The 11883-nt window shown below is 52.6% G+C and carries 16 protein-coding genes; 5 read left to right on the forward strand and 11 right to left on the reverse strand.

The genetic code is table 11. The features are described from left to right. Positions 1-111 precede the first annotated feature (111 nt). Positions 112-765 carry an isoprenoid biosynthesis glyoxalase ElbB gene (gene elbB, locus OGW44_RS21215; RefSeq protein ID WP_016154692.1) on the forward strand — a complete coding sequence of 218 codons (654 nt, stop codon included), beginning with the start codon at positions 112-114 and terminating at the stop codon, positions 763-765. Further along, entirely contained in the window at positions 762-1481 is a 720-nt protein-coding gene (gene mtgA / locus OGW44_RS21220) for a monofunctional biosynthetic peptidoglycan transglycosylase (protein ID WP_016157575.1), read from the forward strand. The genes elbB and mtgA overlap by 4 nt, the downstream gene beginning before the upstream one ends. Before the next feature lie 86 nt (positions 1482-1567). On the opposite strand, the gene npr is transcribed toward mtgA, so the two are convergent. From npr to OGW44_RS21275, 11 genes are all read right to left on the reverse strand, one after another. Next, positions 1568-1840 (reverse strand): PTS phosphocarrier protein NPr, encoded by a 273-nt coding sequence (gene npr / locus OGW44_RS21225; protein WP_003828770.1) that lies wholly within the window; start codon positions 1838-1840, stop codon positions 1568-1570. Continuing rightward, a complete protein-coding gene (gene rapZ / locus OGW44_RS21230; protein WP_003025085.1) occupies positions 1837-2691 on the reverse strand; it encodes an RNase adapter RapZ in 855 nt (284 codons plus the stop codon). The genes npr and rapZ overlap by 4 nt, the downstream gene beginning before the upstream one ends. Before the next feature lie 45 nt (positions 2692-2736). Beyond that, a complete protein-coding gene (gene ptsN / locus OGW44_RS21235; protein ID WP_016154690.1) occupies positions 2737-3228 on the reverse strand; it encodes a PTS IIA-like nitrogen regulatory protein PtsN in 492 nt (163 codons plus the stop codon). An 83-nt stretch (positions 3229-3311) separates the two neighbouring features. After that, entirely contained in the window at positions 3312-3599 is a 288-nt protein-coding gene (gene hpf, locus OGW44_RS21240) for a ribosome hibernation promoting factor (protein ID WP_003025078.1), read from the reverse strand. 22 nt (positions 3600-3621) lie between these two features. Next, on the reverse strand, positions 3622-5055 hold the full coding sequence (gene rpoN, locus OGW44_RS21245) for an RNA polymerase factor sigma-54 (protein ID WP_016154689.1): 1434 nt from the start codon (positions 5053-5055) through the stop codon (positions 3622-3624). Between the two features lie 46 nt (positions 5056-5101). Then, positions 5102-5827 carry an LPS export ABC transporter ATP-binding protein gene (gene lptB, locus OGW44_RS21250; protein ID WP_003025073.1) on the reverse strand — a complete coding sequence of 242 codons (726 nt, stop codon included), beginning with the start codon at positions 5825-5827 and terminating at the stop codon, positions 5102-5104. 6 nt (positions 5828-5833) lie between these two features. Next, positions 5834-6382, reverse strand: coding sequence for a lipopolysaccharide ABC transporter substrate-binding protein LptA (lptA, locus tag OGW44_RS21255; RefSeq protein WP_047358523.1), 549 nt, complete (start codon positions 6380-6382; stop codon positions 5834-5836). Continuing rightward, positions 6351-6926, reverse strand: coding sequence for an LPS export ABC transporter periplasmic protein LptC (gene lptC / locus OGW44_RS21260; RefSeq protein ID WP_016154687.1), 576 nt, complete (start codon positions 6924-6926; stop codon positions 6351-6353). Before lptC ends, lptA begins: the two co-directional genes overlap by 32 nt. Continuing rightward, positions 6923-7489, reverse strand: a complete 567-nt coding sequence (gene kdsC, locus OGW44_RS21265; RefSeq protein WP_046276014.1) for a 3-deoxy-manno-octulosonate-8-phosphatase KdsC — start codon at positions 7487-7489, stop codon at positions 6923-6925. The genes lptC and kdsC overlap by 4 nt, the downstream gene beginning before the upstream one ends. 20 nt (positions 7490-7509) lie before the next feature. Then, positions 7510-8496 carry an arabinose-5-phosphate isomerase KdsD gene (kdsD, locus tag OGW44_RS21270; RefSeq protein WP_016154685.1) on the reverse strand — a complete coding sequence of 329 codons (987 nt, stop codon included), beginning with the start codon at positions 8494-8496 and terminating at the stop codon, positions 7510-7512. A gap of 13 nt (positions 8497-8509) precedes the next feature. Beyond that, a complete protein-coding gene (locus tag OGW44_RS21275; RefSeq protein WP_016154684.1) occupies positions 8510-9487 on the reverse strand; it encodes a calcium/sodium antiporter in 978 nt (325 codons plus the stop codon). A gap of 214 nt (positions 9488-9701) precedes the next feature. Between OGW44_RS21275 and mlaF the strand changes: the two genes are divergently transcribed. The 3 genes from mlaF to mlaD are packed head-to-tail and all read left to right on the forward strand — an operon-like array spanning position 9702 to position 11866. Next, entirely contained in the window at positions 9702-10514 is an 813-nt protein-coding gene (gene mlaF / locus OGW44_RS21280; RefSeq protein ID WP_016154683.1) for a phospholipid ABC transporter ATP-binding protein MlaF, read from the forward strand. A 7-nt stretch (positions 10515-10521) separates the two neighbouring features. Further along, positions 10522-11304, forward strand: a complete 783-nt coding sequence (mlaE, locus tag OGW44_RS21285) for a lipid asymmetry maintenance ABC transporter permease subunit MlaE (protein WP_003025053.1) — start codon at positions 10522-10524, stop codon at positions 11302-11304. A 4-nt stretch (positions 11305-11308) separates the two neighbouring features. Further along, positions 11309-11866, forward strand: a complete 558-nt coding sequence (mlaD, locus tag OGW44_RS21290) for an outer membrane lipid asymmetry maintenance protein MlaD (protein ID WP_016154682.1) — start codon at positions 11309-11311, stop codon at positions 11864-11866. Positions 11867-11883 lie beyond the last annotated feature (17 nt).

Below are 11883 nucleotides of genomic sequence, written 5' to 3' on the forward strand. Positions count from 1 at the left end.
AAGATAGCAAATCTTAAATAATTTGTTACATGAATCAGTTAAATGTGTGAAGCGTAGCATTTAAATCATAATAACTAATATGTTTCAGCCAGTTGAGAAAGGAGTATCACGATGAAAAAAGTGGGTGTAGTGCTCAGCGGATGTGGCGTGTATGACGGCGCAGAGATCCATGAAACTGTTCTCACGCTTCTGGCGATTGCCCGCAACGGCGCTCAGGCTGTCTGTTTCGCACCGGATAAACAACAAGCGGATGTGATTAATCATCTGACCGGCGAGCCGATGCAGGAAACGCGTAATGTGCTGATTGAAGCCGCCCGTATAACACGCGGTGATATTCGCCCACTTGCTCAGGCAGTCTCAACGGAACTGGATGCGTTGATCGTGCCAGGCGGGTTTGGCGCGGCCAAAAATCTGAGCAATTTTGCCAGCCAGGGCAGTGAGTGCCGGGTTGATAGCGACTTAGCTGCGCTGGCGGTGGCTATGCATCAGGCGGGTAAGCCGCTGGGATTTATGTGCATTGCGCCTGCCATGTTACCTAAAATTTTTGACTTTCCGCTGCGTCTGACCATCGGTACTGATATTGATACGGCAGAGGTGCTGGAAGAGATGGGCGCAGAACATGTGCCTTGTCCGGTTGATGACATTGTCGTTGATGAAGACAACAAAATCGTCACCACTCCCGCCTATATGCTGGCGCAGGACATCGCTCAGGCCGCGAGTGGTATCGATAAACTGGTATCACGTGTGCTGGTGCTGGCTGAATGAGAAAAGGAGTTACCGCCTTTCTGCGACGTATCTTTCTGCGGGCGGTCGTTGTCCTCGCCGTATTCTGGGGCGGGGGCATCGCACTTTTCAGCGTGATGCCAGTCCCTTTCTCTGCCGTGATGGTCGAGCGGCAACTGAGCGCATGGCTGTCCGGTGATTTCGGTTATGTGGCGCACTCAGACTGGGTGAGCATGGATGAGATCTCACCGTGGATGGGACTGGCGGTGATCGCCGCGGAGGACCAGAAGTTTCCCGAGCACTGGGGATTCGATGTCTCCGCTATAGAGAAAGCGCTGGCGCACAACGAACGTAATGAAAACCGTATTCGCGGGGCGTCGACGTTATCGCAACAGACGGCAAAAAACCTCTTTCTGTGGGATGGACGTAGCTGGGTGCGTAAAGGTCTCGAGGCCGGGCTAACGCTGGGTATGGAAACCGTCTGGAGCAAGAAGCGTATTCTGACCGTTTACCTGAATATTGCTGAGTTTGGTGATGGGGTTTTCGGCGTGGAGGCAGCGGCGCAGCGCTATTTCCATAAGCCAGCCAGTCGGCTGAGTCTGTCTGAAGCGGCCTTGCTGGCGGCGGTATTACCCAACCCTTTGCGTTTTAAAGCGAATGCGCCTTCTGGTTATGTACGTAGCCGTCAGGCGTGGATTATGCGCCAAATGCGCCAGCTAGGCGGTGAGTCGTTTATGCGGGAAAATAAGCTGTATTAACGGGTTTATTGCCGGATACGGATCCGGCCTACGGGAGTGTGACGTTGCCGTGTAGGCCTGATGAGCGCAGCGCTTCAGGTACTCGACTAATCTTCATCAAACCCTGAATTAAACAGGGCAATCACCGCTGCCAGGGCTTCCACTTCCTGTGGACCCGTGGCTTCAACTTCTATCTGACGCCCTTTGGCGGAATCCAGCATCAGCAGAGCGATAACACTGTTTGCCTCGGCTTCCGTTCCTTCATCATTACGCAGCAAAACTTCTGCTTCAAAACCCTGCATCAATTCAAACAGTTTCATGGCTGGGCGAGCATGCATACCCAGCTTATTCGTGATTTCAACGGTTTGCTTCACGGTCATGATTTACGTTTTTCCAGCGTACGATGGCGTGACTGTACGTTTTTACCGCGTGAGCGGAAGTAGTCTGCCAGCTGCTCTGCAATATACACCGAACGGTGTTTCCCGCCGGTACAGCCGATAGCTACGGTGAGGTAGCTGCGGTTGTTGGTCTCCAGCATGGGTAACCATAGCTCAAGATAGCTGCGAGTCTGGTAGATAAAATTGTGTACTTCTGTGTGCCTGTCAAGGAAGGCGGCAACGGGGCGGTCAAGACCGGTCATCGGGCGCAGCTTCGGATCCCAGTGCGGGTTAGGCAGGAAGCGCACGTCAAAGACGTAATCCGCGTCAATTGGGATACCGTGTTTGAAACCAAAGGATTCGAATACCATCGTCAATTCGCGTTCACGCTTGCCCAGCAGGCGGGTACGCAACATTTCCGCCAGTTCGTGCACGGACATTTCGGAGGTATCCACGATCAGGTCAGCACGAGAGCGCAGAGGCTCCAGCAAATCGCTTTCCTTATCGATAGCGCTCTCCAGAGATAAGTTCTTGCTGGAAAGAGGATGCAGGCGACGCGTGTCGCTGTAGCGGCGAATCAGGGTGTTACGATCGGCGTCCAGGAACAGCAACTGTGGTGAGAAGCCTTCAGGCAGATTGTTCATTGCCTGCTCGAAAATCTCTGGGGACTCAGGCATGTTGCGCACATCAATGCTGACGGCCGCAGAAATCTGGCGATCGGCCAGAGTACGAGCCAGATCGGGCAACAGCACTACGGGAAGGTTATCCACGCAGTAAAAACCCATATCTTCCAGCGCTCGCAGGGCGACAGATTTTCCTGACCCCGAACGACCGCTGACGATCATCAGTACCATGTACTGTTTCTCCTCACAACGACAAAAAAGGATGCCATTGGGTTGTTATGCTTCATCCAGTCCACCTTCGGTGTCCGTGATGATTTGATACAACTCCTGGTCACTCTGTGCTGCGCGCAGGCGGCGGCAGATGGTTTTATCGGCCAGACGTTTGGCGACCAGCGACAACGTATGCAAATGCGTCTTGGTTTGGTCTGCCGGAACCAGCAGGGCGAAAAGCAGATCGACGGGTTGATTATCAATGGCGTCGAAAGCAATTGGCGTTTCAAGTTGCACAAACACGCCAACTGCGCGCATCGTGTCTTCTTCCAGCTTTCCGTGCGGGATAGCAATTCCATTACCGATGCCGGTACTGCCCATTTTTTCACGCGTCAGAATGGCTTCAAATACCACCTGAGAGGGCAAGCTGAGCTGTTTTGCCGCCAGTTCGCTGATGATTTCCAGCGCGCGTTTCTTGCTTTGGCAGTGAACGCCAGCGCGTGTACATTCCTGGTTAAGAACATTGCTCAGTTGTAGAGTCGTATCGTTATTTGTCATAATTTCACCTAAGCGCTAACTGTACAAATGGCCCGTTGTGCTACACAACAGGCCGTCCTGCACCCGCTAACTGCCCGGACAAGTTAGTGCTGTTTCAGTTTATCTTTATGTTTTGTTAACTGCCGAGCCAGTTTATCAATTAAACCGTCAATGGCGGCGTACATATCCTGACCTTCCGCGCTGGCATGAATTTCGCCACCGTTCACATGCAGTGTTGCATCCGAGATATGTGTCACCTTCTCCACTTTCAACACAATATAGACCTGATTAATCCGGTCGAAATATTGTTCTAGCTTGGCGAATTTTGTATTTACAAAATCGCGTAAGGCTTCAGTGATTTCGACGTTGTTTCCAGTGATGTTGAGCTGCATAGTGTCTTCCTTATCGGTTGGGTCAGACCAGCTGTTTGCGCTGGTTCGACGGCGGAATGGATAAAGACTCTCGGTACTTCGCAACAGTGCGGCGTGCCACCATGATACCCTGTTCTGACAGCATAGAGGTTAACTTGCTGTCACTCAGCGGTTTCGCGGGGTTTTCCGCAGCAATTAATTTCTTCACCAGTGCACGGATAGCTGTGGATGAGGCTTCGCCTCCGCCTTCAGTGTTAACGTGACTGGAAAAGAAATACTTCAATTCAAAAATGCCGCGCGGACTGTGCAGATACTTTTGCGTGGTCACTCGGGAAATGGTCGATTCGTGCATCTCGACGGCCTGGGCGATATCCGCCAGCACCATCGGTTTCATAAACTCTTCGCCTTGATCAAAGAAGGCTTGCTGCTGTTCAACGATACAGCGACTGACGCGCAGCAGCGTATCATTGCGACTTTCCAGGCTTTTAATCAGCCACTTTGCATCCTGCAGATTGCTACGAATAAACTGGCTGTCAGCGTCGTTGCGCGCGCTGTTGCACATGGCGGCGTAGTGCTGGTTAATCTGCAACCGTGGAATGCTGTCGCCGTTGAGTTCGACCACCCAGCGATCGTTATGCTTACGCACCAGTACATCCGGAATAACGTATTCTGGCTCCCCGGTCTGGATAGACTGCCCAGGTCTGGGGTCCAGGGACTGAATAAGATTGACGGCTTCTTTCAGCACATCTTCTTTCAGCCGGGTTACGCGCATCAGCGTGCGGAAGTCATGGTTGGCTAACAGATCGAGGTGATCGCTGATGATCAGGCGCGCTTCTTCCAGCCACGGCGTGGCTTTATCAAACTGTGAAAGTTGGATCAATAAGCAGTCGCGGAGATCTTTGGCCGCCACGCCCACGGGATCAAAACGCTGAATGCGTTTAAGCACGGCTTCGATTTCGTCCATACCGACGTCGTCATCGCCCATGCTTTCGAGAATATCGTCCAGGGTTACGGTGAGATAACCGGTTTCGTCTACCGCATCAACAATGGATGTCGCAATTGCGCGATCGGTATCCGAGAACGGGGTCAGCTCCACTTGCCACATCAGGTAATCCTGCAGCGATTGCGTGGTCTCACCCTGATACACAGGCAGTTCGTCGTCGATGTAATCCCCGCTGGTGCCAGAAGGCGTACCGGCGGTGTAAATTTCATCCCAACTGGCGTCAAGCGGCAGCTCCTCTGGCATCTCTTTTTGTTCGAGAGCATCTGCGGTGTCGAGGGATTCGCTGTCCTGTTTTTCCTGGGTATCAATTTCGTCGTGAAGATCGGTTTGCTCGAGCAGTGGGTTACTTTCCAGCGCTTGCTGAAGTTCTTGCTGAAGTTCCAGCGTGGACAGCTGCAACAGACGGATAGCCTGTTGTAGCTGAGGCGTCATCGCCAGTTGTTGGCTAAGCCTGAGTTGCAAACCTTGCTTCATGTTCAGAGTTGTTCTCTCCTGCGGTGACGTGAAGTCTTCTACCCTATCAGAGTCTGAAGTCTTCCCCAAGGTATACGCGTTTAACGTGCTCATCCTGCAGTATTTCTGTTGGCGTGCCATGCGCGATCAGGTGGCCCTGACTCACGATGTAGGCGCGCTCACACACTGCCAGCGTTTCGCGAACGTTATGGTCGGTAATCAGCACCCCAAGCCCGCTGTCGCGCAGATGTTCGATGATCCGTTTGATATCAATAACGGAAATCGGGTCAACACCGGCAAACGGTTCATCCAGCAGGATAAATTTCGGATTCGCGGCCAGTGCGCGGGCGATCTCCACGCGGCGTCGTTCACCACCGGAGAGCGACTGTCCCATGCTGTCACGCAGGTGTTCGATGTGGAACTCTTCCATCAGCTCGTTGGCGCGATCTTCCCGCTGCTCGCTGGTAAGATCGTCACGAATTTGCAGCACCGCCATCAGGTTATCAAACACGCTCAGGCGACGGAAAATAGACGCTTCCTGCGGCAAGTAGCCGATGCCGCGACGCGCGCGCGCATGCAGAGGCAGCAGGCTGATGTCTTCGTCATCAATGATAATGTTGCCCGCATCACGCGGGACAATGCCGACCACCATGTAAAAGGTCGTTGTCTTGCCCGCACCGTTAGGACCGAGCAGACCGACGATCTCCCCAGAGTTGACGGTCAGACTGACATCTTCCACCACACGGCGGCCCTTATAGGCTTTTGCAAGGTTCTTTGCAGTTAATGTTGCCATAACGAATCAGTTACCTTTTTTCTCTGCCGGAGCCTTGTTTTTGTCCTGCAACTGCGACGGTACCAGAACGGTGGTGACGCGTTTGCCTTTATCGCTGAAGGCCTGCATTTTCTGCTCTTTCACCAGATAGGTGATCTTATCGCCCGTGATGTTGCTATCGAGCTGTTCCAGGTAAGCCTTACCGGTGAGAACGACGAAGTCTTTCGCCAGTTCATAATGCATGTGTGAGGCGTGGCCTTTAACCGGTTTACCGTTGTCCTGCATCTGGTAAAAGGTTGCAGGATTACCGTAGCCATCAATGACTTCTTTACCGTCTTCACCGCCAGGGCGGGTTACGACGACTTTATCGGCGTTAATTTTGATGGTGCCCTGAGTCACAATCACGTTGCCAGTAAAGGTCACCACGTTGCCTTGCATATCAAGAGACTGCTGGTCCGACTCAATGTGAATCGGCTGCTCGGTATCGCCGGTGACGGCGAATGCCGGGATGCTGGCGGCCAGAAGTGAGCTGGCAAGCACAAGATTAAGGCTGAGTTTGTTTGTTTTGGATTTCATATGAGGTTCTAACCTTTTCAATCAGCTCGGCGTTCTTGCTGCGTAAGTTGCCGCGCATCTTCAGTCCGCTGGAGTTAAATGTTGTGCCATATAACGTGACGAGATCATCGGAAGTGACGTCTTGTGTCACCAGGTTAATCTGTGCGTTATCGGTCGTAATTCTGCGTAGTTGAGAGTCGGGCACCAGGGCGTTGACCTCAACATGGCCGTACAGATATAGCATCCGATCGTTGGTCAATTTGGCTTTATCAGCCTTGATCGTCCAGGTCGGTACTTTATCCTTATCAAATGTGGTTAATACCGGTTGAGTAAACCACGAAACCGCTTGTTCCGAATAATATTCAACGTTTTGCGCGATCAAGTGATAGCTCAGTGCGCCTTCGGGACTATACACAACGGTATCAGTATGTTCGCTCTTATAGGTTGGCTCGTTGTTATTTACGACGACCTCAGCGGTGTCGTCTTTGTCTGCCAGATTAATACCAATCATCACAAGGACAGCCAGCGACAGTAGAATGATAACCCAACGTCTGGTTTTGCTCATATCGATTGCCCTTTGGCCTCGTCCAGTTTGCCCTGCGCCAGGAGTAATAAATCGCAGACTTCGCGTACCGCGCCGCGTCCCCCATCGATGCGGGTGACATAATCAGCCCGCGGGATCAGCAAAGGATGAGCATCCGCCACCGCCACGCTTAATCCCACTTGTGCCATCACCGGCCAGTCGATCAGATCATCGCCAACGTAGGCAACATTTTCAGGAGCGATCGCCAGTTTGCTAAGGAGATCGTTAAAGGCGACCAGTTTGTCTGACTGCCCCTGATACAAATGCGTGATCCCCAATGTGGCACAGCGATCTTCTACAAGTTTAGCCTTTCGTCCGGTAATAATGGCAACCTCGATACCGGAAGTGAGCGCACAGCGAATTCCGTAACCATCGCGGACGTTAAAAGCCTTCAGCTCTTCACCGTTGTTGCCCATATAAATCAGACCATCAGACAGTACGCCATCCACATCCAGGATCAGCAAACGGATGTTCTCTGCCCGGGTGATAACGTCTGTGCTGACGGGTCCATAACAGGTCGCAAGCGACGCACCTGCTTTACTCATTTTCTTTATCCTTGAGTTTCTTACACTACACCTGCACGCAGCAGATCATGCATATGTAACACACCAAGTAACCGGTCGCCATCAGCAACCATTACCGAGGTGATATGGCGGGACTGCATTAAGTTCAGGGCATCGACGGCAAGAATGCCCGGACGCACGCGAATGCCGCCAGGGGTCATCACATCGGCAATGCCTAACTGGCGAACATCAACGCCCATATCGAAGACGCGACGTAAATCGCCATCGGTGAAAATACCGTCAATCTTCATGTCATCATCGCAAATGACGGTCATGCCGAGATTTTTACGCGTGATCTCAAGTAAGGCGTCACGCAGGCTGGCGCTTTTAGTCACATGCGGGATCTCATCGCCCGTATGCATAATATCGTTAACGCGCAGTAAAAGCTTACGGCCTAGTGCGCCACCGGGATGAGATAACGCAAAATCTTCCGCGGTAAAGCCACGCGCTTTTAATAATGCTACGGCTAGCGCATCGCCCATCACCAGCGTTGCGGTCGTGCTGCTGGTCGGCGCCAGGCCTAACGGGCAAGCTTCCTTGGGCACTTTAACACACAGATGCACATCTGCCGCACGCGCCATGCTGCTTTCCGGACGACCGGTCATGCAGATAAGCGGTACATGAAGACGTTTTAACACCGGGATTAACGCCGCTATCTCATTGGATTCACCGGAGTTAGAGATGGCGATGACTACATCCTGCGGCGAGACCATGCCCAGATCGCCATGTGCGGCTTCGCCTGGATGCACGAAAAATGAGGGGGTGCCGGTGCTGGCAAATGTGGCCGCCATTTTCCGCCCGATATGTCCGGATTTCCCCATCCCCATCACTACAACTTTGCCCGGGCAACTGAATATTTTCTCGCAGGCGAGAGTAAAATTTTGGTTGATGTACTGATCAAGCTCCGCCAGGCCTTCACGTTCAATTGCCAGGACTTCCTTGCCTGCTTGCTGAAAGTCAAAACCCGGTTGCAACTCTAAGTGCGACATAATGCGTTTCCAGTTATCCAACGAGAAGTGGCGATAACCAATACAGCATCGCCAGCCATATGATAAAACCGCCGGTCAGCAGCGCACCCGCGCCGCGACCAATCTGGCGCGGACGTCGCCAGCAGAGTAGTGCAAAAATTACGCTCACCAGCAGCATGACGCTATAGTCACGGGTGAAGGCCATCGGATTGACCTCACCCGGCGTAATCAGCGCCGGCAGTCCGAGGACGATAACAATATTAAAAATGTTCGCGCCGATGATGTTGCCCACGGCAATATCGTTTTCGCCTTTACGCAGACCCGCAATTGCCGTTGCCAGCTCCGGCAGGCTGGTACCAATGGCGACCACAGTCAGCCCGATGGTGAGTTCGCTCATGGCGAAGTAGTTCGCCAGTACGGTTGCGTTATCTACCACCATACGCGTTGCCATTGGCATAATAATTAGCGCAATACCCAACCACAAAAAGGCGACCGGTAATCCACCTTCGCGCGGCAGTTCCGCGATCTGCTCGCGGGTCAGGCTGTCGTTACCTTGTCGCTCAGCCAGACGGGCGATTTTAACAATGAATAACAGCCATAGCACGGCCAGAAGCAGAAGAAAGAAACCATCGCTGCGACTCAATTGCCCGTCATACAGGACCGATGCGGCTAAGATGCTTACCAGCAACATTAGCGGTAATTCACGACGCAGAACATCAGAATGCACGGTAAAAGGATGAATCAGCGCCGACAGGCCTAAAATAAGCAGAATGTTGGTAATGTTAGAGCCGATGGCGGTACCGACGGCTAAATCAAGCTGCCCGTTCATCGATGCGGCAACGGAGACAATTATCTCGGGTAACGATGTACCAATGCTGACCACGGTCATCCCGATGATAATGGGGGGAATACCGAAGTTTCGACATAAAATGGATGCGGCAAATACCAGTCGGTCGGCACCGTAGACCACCAGAAGTAAACCAATTATTAACAGCGCCGTCGCTAAAAGCATCTAAAGTCCTTTCTTCAGGTATACTCGCCGGTCCACTTGAAGGATTTCTGGAAGCCGTCACGAATTCTTAATTTTGACTTTATGCGGCTAAAAAGTAAAACAAATGCCAGCTTTCGCTAACCAGGACAGGTAATAATCTGTAAATATGTTGGGTTCAGGGCTAAATTGAGCGCCAAGCTCTTCGATCAACGAGGCAATAGTAAAGGATGAATCAATGGGTCAGTCTGTGGCGAATCTAATCGATATGCGCGATGTCAGCTTTTCCCGAGGCGACCGCTGCATCTTTGATAATATTTCCCTGACGGTGCCGCGTGGTAAGGTGACGGCGATCATGGGGCCATCAGGCATCGGCAAAACGACGCTGTTGCGTCTGATCGGCGGACAAATCTCCCCGGATAAGGGCGAGATCCTGTTTGACGGCGAAAATGTCCCGGCCATGTCCCGTTCGCGTTTATTTACCGTGCGTAAGCGCATGAGCATGCTATTCCAGTCTGGTGCGCTGTTTACTGATATGAATGTGTTTGACAACGTTGCATACCCGTTGCGCGAGCATACAACGCTGCCTGCGCCGCTGCTGAAAAGCACGGTAATGATGAAGCTCGAGGCCGTTGGCCTGCGGGGCGCGGCAAAATTAATGCCTTCTGAATTATCCGGTGGGATGGCGCGTCGTGCCGCGTTAGCACGTGCTATCGCGCTGGAGCCAGACCTTATTATGTTTGATGAGCCGTTCGTCGGCCAGGATCCCATCACCATGGGCGTGCTGGTGAAGCTGATTTCTGAACTGAACAGCGCGCTGGGCGTCACCTGCGTGGTGGTTTCCCATGATGTGCCAGAAGTGCTGAGTATTGCGGATTACGCCTATATTATGGCGGATAAAAAAATAGTGGCCTACGGTAGTGCTCAGGCGCTGCAAGAAAATGCCGATCCGCGTGTGCGTCAGTTCCTCGATGGCATTGCCGATGGACCGGTTCCGTTCCGTTACCCGGCGGGCGACTACCACATCGATTTACTCAAAACAGGGAGTTAAGCCACCCATGTTGTTAAATGCGCTGGCATCACTCGGACATCGGGGAATAAAAACCCTCAGGACGTTCGGGCGAGCCGGATTAATGTTGTTCAATGCAGTTGTCGGCAAGCCGGAGTTTCGCAAACATGCGCCGCTGCTGATACGCCAGCTCTATAATGTCGGTGTCTTATCGATGCTGATCATTATTGTTTCTGGCGTGTTCATCGGCATGGTGCTGGGGTTGCAGGGATACCTGGTGCTGACGACCTACAGTGCGGAAACCAGCCTCGGTATGCTGGTGGCGCTGTCATTGCTACGTGAGCTGGGGCCGGTGGTTGCGGCGCTGTTGTTTGCCGGGCGGGCCGGATCGGCCTTAACCGCAGAGATTGGCCTGATGCGGGCGACCGAGCAGCTTTCCAGCCTGGAAATGATGGCCGTCGACCCACTGCGCCGAGTGATCTCCCCACGTTTTTGGGCCGGTGTGATTTCATTGCCGCTGCTGACGATTATATTTGTCGCGGTGGGGATCTGGGGTGGGTCGTTGGTTGGCGTAAGCTGGAAAGGTATTGATGCAGGCTTTTTCTGGTCGGCTATGCAAAATGCCGTCGACTGGCGTCTGGATCTGGTCAACTGTCTGATTAAGAGCGTGGTGTTTGCCATTACGGTCACCTGGATTGCATTGTTCAATGGTTATGATGCTATCCCGACCTCTGCCGGGATTAGCCGGGCAACGACACGCACCGTAGTGCACGCCTCTCTTGCCGTTCTGGGGCTGGATTTTGTGCTGACCGCACTGATGTTTGGGAATTGAGTTCATGCAAACGAAAAAAAATGAAATTTGGGTCGGGTTATTCCTGCTGGTTGCGCTGCTGGCCGCGCTGTTTGTCTGCCTGAAGGCGGCGAACGTCACCTCAATGCGTACTGAACCGACTTATACGATTTATGCGACCTTTGATAATATCGGCGGTCTGAGAGAGCGCTCTCCGGTGCGGATTGGCGGGGTCGTGGTAGGACGCGTATCGGACATCTCGTTAGATCAGAAAACGTACCTGCCGCGCGTGACGCTGGAAATTGAATCGCGTTTTAACCATATTCCTGACACCAGTTCTCTGAGCATCCGTACTTCCGGTCTGTTGGGCGAACAGTATCTGGCATTGAACGTAGGTTTTGAAGATCCTGAGCTGGGAACGTCTATCCTCAAAGATGGCGGTACGATTCAGGACACGAAATCTGCGATGGTGCTGGAAGATATGATTGGTCAGTTCCTTTACAACAGCAACAGTAAAGGTGATGACAATAAGAATTCTGGCGATGCGCCAGCCGCAACTGAAGGCAATAATGAAGCCACTACGCCTGCGGGCGCAACGAAATAATCTCAGGAGAATCGACG

Origin of the sequence: Citrobacter sp. Cb023 (assembly GCF_030336805.1) — a bacterium.
Classification (GTDB): Bacteria; Pseudomonadota; Gammaproteobacteria; order Enterobacterales; family Enterobacteriaceae; genus Citrobacter; species Citrobacter braakii.